At 62.5% G+C, this 15,460-nt stretch carries 11 protein-coding genes and 1 pseudogene; all 12 read left to right on the top strand.

What is annotated here, in order from left to right; all coding sequences use genetic code 11:
• Window positions 1-21: 21 nt before the first annotated feature.
• Window positions 22-2,071: pseudogene (locus LKE65_RS07520) on the top strand (peptidoglycan D,D-transpeptidase FtsI family protein).
• Window positions 2,068-3,537, top strand: a complete 1,470-nt coding sequence (locus LKE65_RS07515; protein WP_278740881.1) for a UDP-N-acetylmuramoyl-L-alanyl-D-glutamate--2,6-diaminopimelate ligase — start codon at window positions 2,068-2,070, stop codon at window positions 3,535-3,537. The pseudogene LKE65_RS07520 and the gene LKE65_RS07515 overlap by 4 nt, the downstream one beginning before the upstream one ends.
• The gene (locus LKE65_RS07510; protein ID WP_278740880.1) at window positions 3,534-4,973 is read left to right on the top strand and encodes a UDP-N-acetylmuramoyl-tripeptide--D-alanyl-D-alanine ligase; all 1,440 of its coding nucleotides are present in this window, start codon (window positions 3,534-3,536) and stop codon (window positions 4,971-4,973) included. The genes LKE65_RS07515 and LKE65_RS07510 overlap by 4 nt, the downstream gene beginning before the upstream one ends.
• Window positions 4,974-6,068 carry a phospho-N-acetylmuramoyl-pentapeptide-transferase gene (gene mraY, locus LKE65_RS07505; RefSeq protein ID WP_086645585.1) on the top strand — a complete coding sequence of 365 codons (1,095 nt, stop codon included), beginning with the start codon at window positions 4,974-4,976 and terminating at the stop codon, window positions 6,066-6,068. It begins immediately after the preceding gene.
• The gene (gene murD / locus LKE65_RS07500) at window positions 6,065-7,480 is read left to right on the top strand and encodes a UDP-N-acetylmuramoyl-L-alanine--D-glutamate ligase (RefSeq protein ID WP_278740879.1); all 1,416 of its coding nucleotides are present in this window, start codon (window positions 6,065-6,067) and stop codon (window positions 7,478-7,480) included. Before mraY ends, murD begins: the two co-directional genes overlap by 4 nt.
• Window positions 7,481-7,487: 7 nt before the next feature.
• Entirely contained in the window at window positions 7,488-8,651 is a 1,164-nt protein-coding gene (locus tag LKE65_RS07495) for an FtsW/RodA/SpoVE family cell cycle protein (protein ID WP_086645587.1), read from the top strand.
• Window positions 8,648-9,793: an undecaprenyldiphospho-muramoylpentapeptide beta-N-acetylglucosaminyltransferase gene (gene murG, locus LKE65_RS07490; protein WP_278740878.1), complete on the top strand. Its 1,146-nt coding sequence runs from the start codon at window positions 8,648-8,650 to the stop codon at window positions 9,791-9,793. Before LKE65_RS07495 ends, murG begins: the two co-directional genes overlap by 4 nt.
• On the top strand, window positions 9,790-11,223 hold the full coding sequence (murC, locus tag LKE65_RS07485) for a UDP-N-acetylmuramate--L-alanine ligase (RefSeq protein WP_086645588.1): 1,434 nt from the start codon (window positions 9,790-9,792) through the stop codon (window positions 11,221-11,223). Before murG ends, murC begins: the two co-directional genes overlap by 4 nt.
• A complete protein-coding gene (gene murB, locus LKE65_RS07480; protein ID WP_278740877.1) occupies window positions 11,220-12,170 on the top strand; it encodes a UDP-N-acetylmuramate dehydrogenase in 951 nt (316 codons plus the stop codon). Before murC ends, murB begins: the two co-directional genes overlap by 4 nt.
• Window positions 12,167-13,105, top strand: coding sequence for a D-alanine--D-alanine ligase (locus LKE65_RS07475; RefSeq protein ID WP_086645590.1), 939 nt, complete (start codon window positions 12,167-12,169; stop codon window positions 13,103-13,105). The genes murB and LKE65_RS07475 overlap by 4 nt, the downstream gene beginning before the upstream one ends.
• The gene (locus tag LKE65_RS07470; RefSeq protein WP_086645591.1) at window positions 13,102-14,016 is read left to right on the top strand and encodes a cell division protein FtsQ/DivIB; all 915 of its coding nucleotides are present in this window, start codon (window positions 13,102-13,104) and stop codon (window positions 14,014-14,016) included. The genes LKE65_RS07475 and LKE65_RS07470 overlap by 4 nt, the downstream gene beginning before the upstream one ends.
• On the top strand, window positions 14,009-15,445 hold the full coding sequence (gene ftsA, locus LKE65_RS07465; RefSeq protein ID WP_278740876.1) for a cell division protein FtsA: 1,437 nt from the start codon (window positions 14,009-14,011) through the stop codon (window positions 15,443-15,445). The genes LKE65_RS07470 and ftsA overlap by 8 nt, the downstream gene beginning before the upstream one ends.
• Window positions 15,446-15,460: the final 15 nt, after the last annotated feature.

The raw sequence follows: 15,460 nt of genomic DNA, 5'->3' as shown, positions 1-15,460 counted from the left end.
TGAAAGTCCTTCTGATACGATATGGTCGGCCCCCCACGCCATGATTCCGAAACAACACGCACAATTGGTGTAACGGGGGATGACCTGCGCGCCCGCGCGCACAGGGAAACAATGCATGTGCGGCTGCTGTGTGTGTCCGCCGGGTTTTGCGCACTATTTGCCTGCGTTGCCATCAAGCTGACAATTGCCACAGTGCTGCACCCCATGGTGCCCGAGCAGCGCCAGATTGCACCACAGGTGCCAAAAATACCCAAAATTGACCCAAAGGGCAGCCTGGCAGGGGATTACGTTCTGCCGCAGGTCCACCGGGCCTCCATTGTGGACCGTAACGGGCAGACACTCGCCCTTTCCCTGCCGGTAGCGCAGGTTTACGCCAACCCGCAGGAGCTGATCGACCCGGTTGATGTTGCCCACAAGCTCAAATCCGTCCTGCATGACCTGAACGAGCCGGAAACTGCCGAGCGTCTGGCCCGGCACAAGCAGTTTGTGTACATCGCGCGCAACATTACGCCCCAGCAGGAACTGGCCATTAACAATCTGGGTATCCCCGGCATTTATTTTGAGCCGGGAGAACAGCGGCACTACCCGCTGGGCCACATGGCCGCCCAGATTATGGGGGCCGTGGATATTGATGATAACGGCATTGCCGGCGTGGAGCGCTTTTTTAACAAACGCCTGCTGGTGGACCGCAAGCCCCTGCGGCTTTCACTGGATATTCGCGTGCAGTCCGCCGTGCGTGAAGAGGTCGCTGCTGCCAAGGATACATTCCAGGCCATTGGCGCATGCGGCATTGTCATGGACGTGCGCACGGGCGAAATTATCGCCATGGTCAGCCTGCCCGATTATGATGCCAACGAGTTTTCCCACGCCACAAACGACGAGCGGTTCAACCGCGCTGTAACCGGGCTGTATGAGCCGGGCTCTACCTTCAAGCTGCAAACCACCGCCATGGGGCTGGAGACCGGCACCATCCATATATGGGACAGTTTTTCTTCCGTTCCGCTCAAAATCGGGCGTTTTACCATCCGGGACATGAAGAACGACCATTTTGCTCCATGGTTGTCCCTGCCCGAGGTCATGGCCTATTCCTCCAACCCTGCGGCAGCGCATATCGCACTGGATGTGGGCGGCAAACGGCAGGCGGAGTGGCTGCGCGGCATGGGCTTTTTTGCCCCCGTGCCGGTGGAACTGCCCGAAGCCGCCCGCCCGCTGGTACCCCCGCCAGTGGGGCCTTGCCACAACCATGACCGTAGGGTTTGGTCACGGTGTGGCCGAACCACCACTGGCTATTGTGCGCGGCACGGCGGCCACGGTTAACGGTGGCATTCTGGTCACACCCACCCTGCTGGACCAAGAAGACCCCGACCCACCTGCGCCAGACGCTTCCCCCGCAGAGGAGTTCGAGCAGGGTGTGCAAAGTGCAGCCCTGCGGCAGACATTACCCACCCTGCCAACAGGCACCGGTGCCCCCATGCCCGAAGCCCCGGTTATTCCGCAGGGCGTGCGCGTTCTTTCCGAAAGCAATTCGGCGCTGCTGCGCAGGCTGCTCCGGCTGGACGTGACGCAGGGCACGGGCCGAACGGCTGAATCCCCGGGGTATTTTGTAGGCGGAAAAACCGGCACGGCAGAAAAAATCGGCCCGCATGGCGGCTACCTCAAACACGTCAATATTTCTGCCTTTACCAGTATTTTCCCCATGAACGCGCCGCGCTACGCCGTGTACGTCATGCTGGACAGCCCACAGCCCACCCCCCAGACCCACGGCTGGACAACAGCAGGCTGGAACGCGGCCCCCACAGTCTCGCGCGTGATCTCACGCATTGGCCCCATGTTGCAGATTTTCCCCGATGTGGAGCACGCGGCCCAGATTGATGCCCAGTTGGCCATACCCATGCACCCGGCGGTGCCACGGGGCGTTCGCCCGCTCGGCCCGGGGAACGACCCCGGAGACCCGCGCAAGCTTGAGGCCGAACACCGCGCCACCCGGCAGGCAGAAAAACTGGCACGCACCACGGCGGCACATACTCTGGCAATCCGCAAAAAAACAGCAGGGGAGAACATGGACGAATGAGCACACTCCTCTCCACCCTGCTGCGCGCCCTTAACCTGAGCACAACCACCACCGACCCGCATGTGAGCGCCATTACGGCCGATAGCAGGCAGGCAGGTCCGGGCGTTGTATTTGCTGCACTCCCCGGCACGCGGGTAGATGGCCGCACCTATATTGCAGCAGCCGTGCAACAGGGGGCGGCGGCCATTCTGGCCCCAACCGGCACGCTCTGGCCGCAGGGTGTGCCAGAACGGCCATTTGTTACCTGCCCCGACCCGCGCCACGTGCTGGCCCTTTGGGCTGCCATGCTGGCTGGCCCACAACCAGCACATCTGGTTGCCATAACCGGCACCAACGGCAAAACCAGCACAACCGACTTCCTGCGCCAGATCTGGGCATTACAGGGCCACAAGGCAGCCGGCATTGGCACGTTGGGGCTGACCGGGGCCGAAGGTACGGGGGTTACCTTCCCCCCCCTGACAACACCGGACCCGGTTGCACTGGCCAACGGGATGGCCGCGCTGGAGCGCGCAGGGGTGCATTACGCAGCACTGGAGGCATCATCCCACGGGCTGGAGCAGGGGCGGCTGGACGGACTGCACCTTCAGGCCGCCGGGTTTACCAACCTCACCCGTGACCACATGGACTACCACGGCACCATGGCCGCCTACCGCACGGCCAAGCTGCGGCTGTTTGATACCCTGCTCCCCCAAGGCGCCATTGCCGCCGCCAATGCGGACATGGATGCCACAACGCTTGTTGCACTGCACGGCATTGCCAAGACCCGCAACCTGCACCTGCGCCTGACCGGCACCAACGGCACGACCCTGCGCCTGCTGGACTGCAAGGCCGTTCCCGCCGGGCAGGAACTACGCATAAGCTGCAACGGGCTGGTTAAAACCGTCATGCTCCCTCTGCCCGGGCGTTTTCAGGTCGATAACGCCCTGCTGGCTCTGGCTCTGGCTGTGCAGGACGAGGCCGCCATACCCGCAGCACTGGACCTGCTGCCCGCTCTGGTCGGGGTACGCGGGCGCATGGAACGGGCCGCCGTATTACCCAATGGTGCCAGTGCCTATGTGGATTATGCCCACACGCCAGATGCACTGGCCCGCCTGCTCTCCTCCCTGCGGCCACATGCGCAGGGGCGACTGATAGTGGTTTTTGGCGCAGGCGGGGACCGCGACAAGGGCAAACGCCCCCTTATGGCACAGGCAGCTGCACATGGCGCTGATATTGCCATAATCACAGATGATAACCCCCGCTCGGAAGACCCCGCACAAATCCGTGCAGAGGTCAGCGCGGGCGCGCCCGATGCGCTGGAAATCGGGGATCGCAGGCAGGCCATAACAGAGGCCCTGTCCATGCTTGGAGCAAAGGATGTGCTGGTGGTGGCAGGTAAAGGCCATGAACAGGGGCAGATTATAGGTACAACCGTGCTGCCGTTTGATGATGCCGCAGTTATTCGCGCCGTAGTGGGGCAGCCATGACCACCTTATGGACCCGCACGGAACTGGAACAGGCAACGGGTGGGCATTTTCTGCCCGCAGCAGCCCCCTCCGCCCCCCTAGGCACACAGTCTGAAGCCCCTGCCAGAAACCTGACTGAGCAGGCCATAACCGGCATTTCCATCGACACACGTACCCTTGCCGCCGGTGATCTGTTTATTGCCCTTAAGGGGGATACCAGCGATGGCCACGCCCATGTTCAGGCTGCACTGGACAAGGGAGCCGCTTGCGCCATGGTGCATGCGGCAGACGGGCTGACCGACCCACGTGTGCTGGTGGTGGCCGATACAATGGTGGGCCTGCAACAGCTTGCCCAAGCCGCGCGTGCGCGTTTTACCGGCAAGGTCGTGGCCGTAACCGGCAGCGTGGGCAAAACCACCACCAAGGAAATGCTGCGCCTGTGCCTGAGCGCCAATGGCCCGACGCATGCGGCCGAGGCCTCCTATAACAACCACTGGGGCGTGCCCCTGACCCTTGCCCGCCTGCCACGAGATGCAGCCTTCTGCATTAGTGAAATCGGGATGAACCACCCCGGCGAGATCCTCCCTCTTGCCCGCATGGTTCGCCCCGATGTGGCGGTGATTACCACCATAGGCTCCGCCCATCTGGGCCATATGGGGAGCCTGGACGCCATTGCGGCAGAAAAAGCCTCCATTATCACCACCCTGCCAGCCCATGGCGTGGCTGTGGTGCCGGATGATGCGCACGGTGCTTCTTTTTTTGTTCAGGCCGCACAACAGGCCAACGCAACCCTGTGGCGCACGGGCTCCAGCCCTGGCAGCACCGCGCATATGGGCGCTGTGCACTCCGGGGCCGATGGCACACAGTTTACCGCCAGCATTGCCGGGGTAGAGGTAGCCGTGCATGTGCCAGCACCCGGCCTGCATCTGGCCCGCAACGCACTTGTCGCACTGGCCGCCTGTGCAGCCCTTGGGGCGGACCTGCCCAAAGCAGCCACGGCACTGCAAAGCTTTACCCCCGGCAAGGGCCGGGGGGCACTCAGCCACATTGCGGGGGGAGCCATAACCCTGCTGGACGAGAGCTATAATGCCTCTTCCGCCTCCATCCGCGCGGCATTGGACGTCCTGCACCACCTGCCTGCCACCCGCCGCATTGCCATTCTGGGCGATATGCGCGAACTGGGAACATTCTCTACGACTGAACACGCAGCCCTTGCTCCAGTAGCGGCTGCCTCGGCCGATCTTGTTTTTTGCTGCGGACCTTACATGAAAACCCTTTTCGATGCCCTGCCCCCCGCCAGACAGGGCGCATGGGCGGACAACGCCGCCGCCCTTGCTCCTCTGGCCTGTGCCGCCCTGCGCGAGGGAGATGCCGTGCTGGTCAAAGGCAGTCTGGGTAGTCGCATGCGCGATGTCATTGCAGCCCTTGAAACCCTTAACACCGTGGAGCCCACCTGAATGCTGTATCTACTGGTCTCTCACGCGGTGCATGACGGGCACATTACGCTGCTCAACCTGCTGCGTTACATTTCCTTCCGGGCAGGTTGTGCCTGCATGACCGCACTGGGGATCAGCCTGCTTCTGGGCAGGCCGCTCATTACCATGCTGCGCCGTATCCAGCGTTACGGGCAGCCCATCCGCGCGGTTGGGCCTGAACGGCATATTATTGAAAAAGCCGGAACCCCCACAATGGGCGGCATGCTTATCCTGATCGCACTCACGGTGGCTACGCTGCTCTGGGGTAATCTGGAAAACGGGTTTGTATGGGCCGTGTTGCTGACCACGCTGGGTTTTGGCCTGATTGGCTTTGCCGATGATTACCGCAAACTGGCACGGCGCAACACGGATGGGCTTTCCAAACGGGCGCGCCTTGGCTCGGAATTTGCCATATCGCTCATATGCGGGGGGTGGTTGCAATATCTGATGCCGCCTGAACTGGCCAACCATCTGGCCTTCCCTTTTGCCAAGGAGCTGCTGCTCCCCCTCGGCCTGCTCTACCCCGTGTTCGCCATGATCGTGATTACCGGCTTTGGCAATGCGGTCAACTTTACCGATGGGCTGGACGGGCTGGCCATTGGCCCCGTGGTGGTGGCGGCGCTGGTATTTGCCATTCTGTCCTACGTGGTGGGCAACCATGTTTTTGCAGACTACCTTCAGGTCCATGCCGTACCCGGCACGGGGGAACTGGCGGTGTTCTGCGCAGCCCTTGTTGGGGCCGGGCTAGGCTTTTTGTGGTTTAACGCGCCACCTGCCGCCGTATTTATGGGGGATACGGGCTCGCTCTCCCTCGGTGGGGCACTTGGCTCGCTGGCCGTTGCCATCAAGCACGAACTGGTGCTGTGCATTGTTGGTGGGCTGTTTGTGGTGGAAACACTCTCAGTCATCATTCAGGTGTTCTGGTACAAGCGCACGGGCCGCCGCGTGTTCCTTATGGCGCCCATCCACCACCATTTTGAAAAAAAGGGCTGGGCTGAACCCAAGATTGTCATCCGGTTCTGGATTGTTTCCATCGTGCTGGGCATGTGTGGTCTGGCCACGCTGAAACTGCGATGAGCACCTTCCCCCCCACTGTGTTTGCCGTGAAACGTTTTGCCGTGCTGGGCCTTGGCCGCAATGGCCTGCCCGCCGTGCAGGCATTGGCCGCATGTGGCGCGCATGTTCAGGCATGGGATGACGGAGAGGCCGGACGCCAAGGCCTGACCCACGCGCTGGCCCACATGCCCCCCGAGCAGGCTGCCCGCGTTACCTGCGCCCCGCTGGAGAATATGGCAGGGTTTGACGCGCTTGTTCTCTCCCCCGGTATTCCGCATCACCTGCCGCGTGTGCACCCGGTTGCCGCACTGGCGATTGCAGCGGGTGTGCCCATTCTGTCCGATGCGGAACTGCTTTATTGCGCAGTCCGCGCCGCAGGCAGCAAGGCACGCTTTGCGGGCATTACCGGCACCAACGGCAAATCCACCACCACCACCCTGCTGGCCCATATTCTGGAACAGGCCGGTGTGCCGGTTGCAGCCGGTGGCAACCTTGGCCCCGCAGCACTGGCCCTGCCCCTGCTCCCCGATAACGGCGTGTATGTACTGGAAATGTCGTCCTACATGCTGGAACGGCTGGATACCCTGCATTTTGATGCCGCCTGCCTGCTCAACCTGACCCCGGACCATCTGGACCGCCACGCAGGCATGGCCGGGTATGCACAGGCCAAGCAACGTGTGTTTGCTGGCCAGACAGCACACGATATTGCCGTGATTGGCATTGATGATGCTGAATGCACCCGCATTGCCGGGCATCTGGCCCAGTCGGCCACCCCCTGCATAACCGTGTCCGGCACCAACCCTGCCGCCAGCTATTACGGCCAGAATGGCGCGGTCTGGCACAACAGCGCGGCATTGGCCACACTCCCCCCCGCTCTGCCGGGTGCGCATAATGCCCAGAATGCAGCCGCCGCACTGGCCATGGCCCGTTTTCTGGGTATTGCGGATACCGTGGCAGCACAGGCCATTGCCTCCTTCCCCGGTCTGCCACACCGGCAGAAGCTGGTTGAAACCTGCAACAACATTGCCTTCATAGACGACAGCAAGGCCACCAATGCCGATGCCTCCTCCCGCGCATTGGGGTGCTATGACCGGCTGGTATGGATTGCAGGGGGAATAGCCAAGGAAGGCGGGATAGAAAGCCTGAGCCCATATTTTGGCCGTATCACCCATGCCTTCCTGATCGGGCGGGATGCAGCGGAGCTGGCAGCAACCCTTACGCGCCACAACGTGCCCCATACCGTGGTGGAGACACTGGAAAAAGCAGTCCCCCAAGCCTACAGTCTTGCACAGCAGACCCATACGCCCGTTATCCTGCTCTCACCCGCCTGTGCGAGCTTTGACCAGTATGCCGGGTTTGAGGCACGCGGGCAGCATTTTCAGGCGTTGGCCCATGCTGTGCGTACGCAGCAGATGAGCACAACGGGGCAGTAGGACAAGCATGGCCGGTTATTCCCGCACTGATGATTCGCCTTTTGGCCGCTGGTGGCGGAACGTGGACCGGACAACGCTGGTCTGCACCTTCATTCTTATCGGCTTTGGCTACATTCTCATGCTTGCGGCCAGCCCGGCGGTTGCGGTGCGCATTGGTGCGTCGCGCAACATGTTCATTTTCAAGCAGGTCATGTTCCTGAGCGTGGCGGGGGTTATTGTCACCGGGGTTTCCATGCTCTCGCGCCGGACGGTGCTACGGCTCTCCCTGATCGGGGGGGCGCTCATGCTGGGTGCGACCATGCTTACGCTGGTCCACGGGATCGAGATCAAGGGGGCACGGCGCTGGATTGCGCTGCCGCTCATGTCTTTGCAGCCCTCGGAGTTTCTCAAGCCCTGCTTTGCCGTGGTCACGGGGTGGCTGCTGACCCAGCGCCGTATTTCGCGCTATTTTCCGGGGATGCTCATCGCATTCGGGCTGTATGGGCTTATTCTGCTGCTGCTTAAATCCCAGCCAGACATTGGCATGCTTACGGTTATTACCGCTGTTTTTCTGGTCCAGTTGTTTGTGGACGGGCTGAACCTGATTTTTGTGGGGTTTGGTTTTGCCTGCATGATTGCGGCAGGTATTGCCGCGTTTTTTATCTTCCCGCATGTGCGCTCGCGCGTGGAGCGGTTCATGCATCCCAATGTGGGGGATCATTACCAGATTGATACGGCCCTGCGCGCCTTTGGCAATGGCGGGCTTATGGGCCGCGGGCCGGGTGAAGGTCGGGTCAAGGACCTGCTCCCCGACGCCCATGCGGACTTTGTGTTTGCCGTGGCGGGGGAAGAATACGGGCTTGTCATCTGCCTGCTGATCATTTGCGTTTTTGCCGCCATTGTGGTGCGGACCCTGCTGCGCCTGATCCGCGAGGATGACCCGTTTGTGGTCATCGCCACCACCGGGCTGCTAACGGGTTTTGGCCTTCAGGCGTTTGTTAACATGGCTTCCACCTTGCATCTTATCCCCACCAAGGGCATGACGCTGCCATTCATTTCCTATGGGGGGTCTTCGGCCATGTCTGTTGCTCTGGCTATTGGCATGGTGCTGGCCCTGACCCGGCAGCAACCGGGGGGCCTGCGCTCGGGCAATGGCTTTATCTCCACTCTCAGACAATGGCGGTCAGCATGAAGCCACAGACTATTGTGATCGCGGCCGGGGGCACTGGCGGTCATTTTTTCCCCGCCGAGGCACTGGCCGACGCACTGGTTGCCCGTGGCCACCACATTGTGCTGATGACCGATGCCCGCGCAGGCAAGCGCACCAGCGGCGTTTTTGCCAATGCACCACAGTTTGTGCTGCGTGGTGCGGGTGTGGCCGGGCGTGGCCCCATACGCGCCCTGCGTGCTGGGGTTACGCTACTGGCCAGCGCATGGAAGGCGCGGGGCATCCTGCACACTCTTCAGCCTGATGCGGTCATCGGTTTTGGCGGCTACCCCTCCATTCCGCCCCTACTGGGCGCGCGGTTGCTCGGCCGCAGGCACCCTGCGCTGATCATTCATGAAGGCAATGCCGTTCTGGGCAAGGCCAATGCCGTGCTCTCCCGCTTTGCTGACGTGATTGCCACCTCCTTCCCCACCGTGGCCAAGCTGCCCATGGGGGCCAGAACAGTGCTGACCGGCATGCCCGTGCGCCCCGGCATTGCCGCGCTGGCGGGGGAGGCATGGCCCACCCCGAACGGGACGATCAACCTGCTGGTCTGGGGTGGCTCGCTGGGGGCGCGCATTTTTTCGCAGATGGTGCCCGCAGCCATTGGCCGCCTGCCAGCCGCCCTGCGCGCACGCATCCACATTACCCAGCAGGCCCGCGCGGATGATGTGGACACCGTGCACAAAGCCTATGCCGATATTGGCGTGCAGGCCCGTGTGGAGCCGTTTTTGAACGATGTGCCCGACATCCTGCGCGCAGCCCATCTGGTCATCGGGCGGGCAGGAGGCTCCTCGGTGGCGGAAATTACCACCGCAGGCCGCCCTGCGGTCATGGTCCCCCTGCCTATTGCCGCCTCCGATGAGCAGACCGAAAACGCCCGCGCCATAACCGACGCGGGCGCAGGCTGGATGATCCGCCAGCCCGACTTTACCGCACAAACACTGGCAGCCCGCCTGCAAGACCTTTTCACCGCCCCGGACGACCTGGCCCGCGCAGCAGCAGCCGCTGCCACGCTGGCCCGCCCGGATGCCGCCCTCCGTCTGGCTGATATAGTAGAAGAATGCCTCCAACTTTCTCCTTCACCCGCCCATCCGCCCTCACACGAGACGGAGACACGCACATGAGAGCCCTGCCCCTTTCCATCGGAACCATCCATTTTGTCGGCATTGGCGGCATTGGCATGTCCGGCATTGCAGAGGTTCTGTGCCTGCTGGGCTACTCCGTACAGGGCTCGGACATAGCGGAAAACGCCAATGTCAAACGCCTGCGGGCTGCGGGTATTCCGGTCACGATCGGGCATGACGCCGCCAATCTGGGCAATGCACAGGTTGTGGTCATTTCCACCGCGGTCAAGCGTGACAACCCCGAAGTTGTTGCAGCCCGCGCCAAGCTGATCCCTGTTGTCCGCCGGGCGGAAATGCTGGCCGAGCTCATGCGCCTGCGCTGGTCCGTAGCCATTGGCGGCACACATGGCAAAACCACCACCACCAGCCTTGTGGCTGCCGTGCTGGAAGCGGCCAAACTGGACCCCACCGTTATCAACGGTGGCATTATCGAGGCTTACGGCACCAACACCCGCATGGGTAAGGGCGACTGGATGGTGGTGGAAGCAGATGAGAGCGATGGCTCGTTCCTGCGCCTGCCCTCCGTTATTTCGGTCGTTACCAACATGGACCCCGAGCATCTGGACCACTGGGGTTCTGCCGAGGCCATGGAGGCAGCGTATGACCAGTTTGTCTCCAACGTACCGTTCTATGGCTTTGCCGTACTGTGCATAGACCACCCTGCCGTGCAGCAGATGATCCCGCGCCTGTCTGACCACCGGATTGTCACCTACGGCTTCTCCCCACAGGCGGATGTGCGGGCCGAAAAGGTAATTACCGACAAGCTGGGCGCTACGTTTGAGGTCACGCTGACAGACCGCGTTACCCGCCGCACCCGCAAGGCCGGGCCTTTCCGCCTGCCCATGCTGGGCGCGCATAATGTGCAGAACTCCCTTGCTGCCATTGCCGTCGCAACCGAAATGGACATCAGTGATGATGTGATCCGTTCCGGGCTGGCCAGCTTCCGTGGGGTCAAGCGCCGCTTTACCCGTACGGGGGAAGCCGGTGGCATTACCGTGATTGATGATTACGGGCACCACCCGGTGGAAATTGCCGCCGTGCTCAAGGCCGCCCGCCAGGCTGGAGCCAGCCGGGTTATTGCGGTCATGCAGCCGCACCGCTACTCCCGCCTGAGAACCCTGTTTGCCGATTTCTGCACCTGCATGAACGATGCCGACACGGTTATTGTCTCCGACGTGTACGCCGCAGGCGAAGACCCCCTGCCCGATGCCAGCCGCGACAGGCTGATAGAAGGGCTGCGTGAACGCGGCCACCGCTCCGTTGTCCCGCTTTCCAGCCCTGAACATCTGGCGGAAATGATCAACGCCATTGCCAAGCCGGGGGACTATGTTGTGTGCCTGGGTGCGGGCACCATTACCAACTGGGCGCAGGCCCTGCCTGCCCAGCTTGCCGCCTTGCAGGCTGAACAGAAAGGTGGAAGTGCGGCATGAACAGCACGCCCGCAACCACGCTGGAAGATATGGTTCGCCACGCCTTTGCCGGCACGCATGGACGCGTTACCGCGCAGGCCCCGCTGGGGGCGCGTACGTGGTTCCGCGTTGGTGGTCCGGCGGAATGGCTGTTCCAGCCCAGGGATGCGGATGATCTGGCAGGCATGCTCCAGCGCCTTTCCCCCGAACTGCCCGTTATTGCCCTTGGAGCCTGCTCCAACGTGATTATCCGCGATGGCGGGCTGGACGGCATTGTGGTGCGCATGGCCCGCGGCTTTGCCGATATTGCTGTGGAAGCGGACGGGCTTGTGGTGGGCAGCGCCTGCCTGGATGCCACAGTAGCCGAACACGCGGCACAGGCCGGGCTTGCGGGGCTGGAGTTTCTGGCAGGTATTCCCGGCTCCATCGGGGGGGCCGTGCGCATGAACGCCGGAGCCTATGGAGCGGATATTGCCAGCGTGCTGGACTGGGCGGAAATTGTGACCCGTGATGGCAATATGGTCCGCCTTGGCAACGCCGCGCTGCGCTTTGGCTACCGCCGCTCCGGTCTGCCCGAAGGGGCCATGGTGGTGCGTGCGCGCCTGCGCGGCATGCCTGCCAGCCCGGCGGACATAGCCGCACGCATTGGCGATATTCGCACAGCGCGCGAGCAGTCCCAGCCTGTGCGCGCACGCACGGGGGGCTCCACCTTCCGCAACCCCGAGCCCGAGGTTTCCGCCCGCAAGGCGTGGGAGCTGATTGATCAGGCGGGCTGCCGTGGCCTGCGCCAGGGCGATGCCCAGGTCAGTGAAAAACACTGCAACTTCCTGATCAACCTCGGCAATGCCACCGCCCATGACCTCGAAACACTGGGGGATACCGTACGCCAGCGCGTTGCCCAGCATTCGGGCGTGCAACTGCACTGGGAAATCAAACGTCTTGGCCGCACACAGGGAGCCCACGCATGAGCACCTCCAAACGGATTACCGTGCTTATGGGCGGCATATCGTCCGAGCGGACTGTCAGCCTGTCTTCCGGGCAGGGCGTGGCCGAGGCCCTGCGCAGTCTGGGCCATACGGTCAGTACGCTTGATGCCGGGGCCGATCTGGGCGCGCTGGTTGCCGAACTGGGCGCACAAAAACCCGATGTCGTGTTTAACGCACTCCATGGCCGGTTTGGCGAGGACGGCTGTATTCAGGGCATTCTGGACTGGATGGGCCTTGCCTATACACATTCTGGCGTACGGGCATCCGCCACAGCCATGAACAAGGCGGCCGCCCGCGCCGCGTTTGTTTCCGCTGGCCTGCCCGTGGCCGAAGGCCGGGTCATTGATATTGCCGAACTTGCCGAAGGCGACCCCCTGCCAGCCCCCTACGTGGTTAAACCCGTTAGCGAAGGCTCGTCCGTTGGTGTCTCCATCGTGCGGCCCGGTGCCAATGTGCGCGAACGCATTGTGCGGGACTGGACATTTGGCCCGCATGCGCTGGTAGAAGAGTTTATTCCCGGGCGCGAAATTACCGTGGGTGTAATGGGCGAACGCGCCCTGACCATAACAGACATTACCCCCACCGGCAGCGGCCACGATTTTTACGATTACGACGCCAAATACAATACCGGCGGCTCACGGCATGAACTGCCCGCCCGCATTGCCCCCGATGTTGCCCAGCGCGCACTGGACGTGGCGGTAGAAGCCCATAAGGCGCTGGGATGTGCCGGGGCATCGCGCTCGGATTTCCGGCTGGATGATGCAGACCCGGCCAACCCGCGCCTGATCCTGCTGGAAGTCAACACCCAGCCGGGCATGACCGCAACATCGCTCCTGCCCGAACAGGCCGCCTATTGCGGCATTAGCTACCCCGCATTGTGCCACTGGCTTGTTGAGCAGGCCACCTGCCGCCAATGAAGCGCCCCGCCAGCCGCCCCTCCCGCACGGGATTATTCCTCAAGCGCCAAAAACGCCTGCTGCGGCCCGTTATCGGGCTTATGCTGCTGGCGGGGGCCGGGGCTGCGGTTTATCTGGCGGTGCCTCTTCCGGCCCTGCAAAAACAGATTGCCCCCTTGCGGGACAAATTACTGGGCACCTCCGCCCTGCGTGTGACCAGTATCCGGGTTGAAGGGGCCAACCTGACCAGTGACGAGGCCATTCACACCGCCCTGAACATTGCCGTGGGGGACCCGGTTCTCAACTTCAACGTCACCCGCGCGCGTGAGAACCTGACCGCCCTGCCGTTTATTGACCATGTAAGCGTTGAGCGCCACCTGTCTGGCGAGATTGACGTGCACATTACCGAGCGCCCGCCTTATGCGGTGTGGCAGCATCAGGGCCATTTTATCCTGATCGACCGGCAGGGGCAGAAAGTGCCGGATCAGGGCGCGAACGACAAGGACGCCACCGCCTTTGCCAAACTGCCACTGGTCGTAGGTGACGGCGCGAACGAAAACGCCGCCGCCCTGATAGACGTGCTGGCACAGGAACCGGACGTAAAATCCCACGTAACAGCTGCTGTGCGGGTAAGCGACCGCCGCTGGAACCTGAGCCTGAAAGATGGCGCAACCGTGCTCCTGCCCGAAGGGGAGGAAGCCCCGGCCATTCACCGGCTGGCCAGAATTAACGCCACAACACAGCTGCTTGACCGCCCCGTTGAACTGATTGACATGCGCCTGCCCGACCGGCTGACCATACGCGAACGCCCTCCTGAACCGCCCCCTGCCCCCTCCGCACCGGCAGGGGATGGCGCAAAAAGCAGCCCGCAGCACACACCCCACCACACCCAGCCCACCCGATCCCCCACGGAGGAAAGCCGAGATGAATGACACCGCGCACTCCCCTGCTTCCCCCACACTCAGTCTGGCGGACCGGCTGCACAAAAAGCGGAGCCATTCTTCAGCCTCCCCCACACTGCGCATGAGCGGGGGGGAAGCATCCCTTCCGCTCCCCCCCAGTGAGCGCAACAAACGCCCGCACACATGGCGCAACGGCTACAGTGCGGTGCTGGATATTGGCTCGACCAAAATTACCTGCCTTATTGGCAAGGGGGAGCCCAACGGCATGCTGCGCGTGGCGGGCTTTGGCTGGCGCCGCTCCGCTGGTGTGCGCAATGGCGCCATAACCGAGTTGCAGGAGGCCGAAGCCGCCATACGCGCAACCGTAGCGCAGGCTGAGAACATGGCCGAGCGCACCATAGACAAGGTGGTGGTCAACCTGTCCTGCGGGCATCCGGCCAGCCGCCTGTTCAATGTGCGCTGGCCCATTGGCGGGCGGGTCGTAACCGAAGCGGACATCCGCCGCGTGGTTACGGAAGGCCGCGTGCAGGCCACCGTGCAGGGGCGCGAGGTCATTCACACCCTGCCCATAGACTTTACGGTGGATGATACTGAGGGCGTGTCTGACCCACGGGGGCACCTGTGCGAAACGCTCAAGGCGCGCCTGCATATTATTGATGCCGCCACCACCGCCCTGCTGAACCTTGAAACCGTGCTGAGCCGTGCCGAACTGCGCATGGAGGCCCTTGTGTCCTCCCCGCTGGCATCCGGCCTGTCCGTGCTGGACAGGGATGAACGCGACCTTGGCACAACGGTTGTGGACATGGGCGGGGGCACCACATCCTTTGCCGTGTTTGGCGAAGGCCAGATCCTGCACACCGCCCAGATCGGGGTTGGAGGGCTGCATGTTACGCGTGACATAGCCCGCGGGCTTGGCACATCGCTCGACAATGCCGAGCGACTGAAAACCGTTTATGGCAGTGCGGACCTCTCCTCCGACGTGGAGGACGAAATCCTGACCGTGGAACTGCTGGGCAATGATGTGCCCCATTTTGAGCAGATCTCCCGCGCCCAGCTTGGCCGCATCATTCGCCCCCGTATGGAAGAAACACTGGAACTGGTGCGCGAAAAACTGGATGGCGCAGGCCTTGGCATGGCCGCCAGTGGTCGCATCGTGCTGACCGGGGGTGGCTCCCTGCTGGATGGAATCCGCCCGCTGGCCGAGCGTATTCTGGGTGTGCCGGTAAGTGTTGGCCGTCATTCCGGCCCCGGTTTTACGCGCTCGGTCCGTCTGGGCAGGCCCAAGAATATTGCCGGTCTGCCAGAAGATACAGCAGCCGCAGCAGGCTTTGCCACGGCTGCTGGCCTGCTGTTCTGGGCGGCCAGTGCGGAGCGTCCGTTCAGCGATGTGGAATTCCGCGAAGCCGCGCCAACTGGTTTTTTACAAAAACTGGTTGCTTTTATTCGTGAGAGGGTTTGATTTGCCCCGCAAAAG

Source organism: Acetobacter fabarum (assembly GCF_022483405.1).
GTDB classification, from domain to species: Bacteria; Pseudomonadota; Alphaproteobacteria; order Acetobacterales; family Acetobacteraceae; genus Acetobacter; species Acetobacter fabarum.
The sequence above is the reverse complement of the archived record's forward strand: the minus strand, read 5'-3'. Positions and strand labels throughout refer to the sequence as shown.

Coding starts and splice junctions, on each gene's coding strand:
- murG (WP_278740878.1), top strand. CDS start 8,648: ATGAAGCCACAGACTATTGTGATCGCGGCCGGGGGCACTGGCGGTCAT.
- ftsA (WP_278740876.1), top strand. CDS start 14,009: ATGAATGACACCGCGCACTCCCCTGCTTCCCCCACACTCAGTCTGGCG.
- LKE65_RS07475 (WP_086645590.1), top strand. CDS start 12,167: ATGAGCACCTCCAAACGGATTACCGTGCTTATGGGCGGCATATCGTCC.
- murD (WP_278740879.1), top strand. CDS start 6,065: ATGAGCACCTTCCCCCCCACTGTGTTTGCCGTGAAACGTTTTGCCGTG.
- LKE65_RS07510 (WP_278740880.1), top strand. CDS start 3,534: ATGACCACCTTATGGACCCGCACGGAACTGGAACAGGCAACGGGTGGG.
- mraY (WP_086645585.1), top strand. CDS start 4,974: ATGCTGTATCTACTGGTCTCTCACGCGGTGCATGACGGGCACATTACG.
- LKE65_RS07470 (WP_086645591.1), top strand. CDS start 13,102: ATGAAGCGCCCCGCCAGCCGCCCCTCCCGCACGGGATTATTCCTCAAG.
- murB (WP_278740877.1), top strand. CDS start 11,220: ATGAACAGCACGCCCGCAACCACGCTGGAAGATATGGTTCGCCACGCC.
- LKE65_RS07495 (WP_086645587.1), top strand. CDS start 7,488: ATGGCCGGTTATTCCCGCACTGATGATTCGCCTTTTGGCCGCTGGTGG.
- murC (WP_086645588.1), top strand. CDS start 9,790: ATGAGAGCCCTGCCCCTTTCCATCGGAACCATCCATTTTGTCGGCATT.
- LKE65_RS07515 (WP_278740881.1), top strand. CDS start 2,068: ATGAGCACACTCCTCTCCACCCTGCTGCGCGCCCTTAACCTGAGCACA.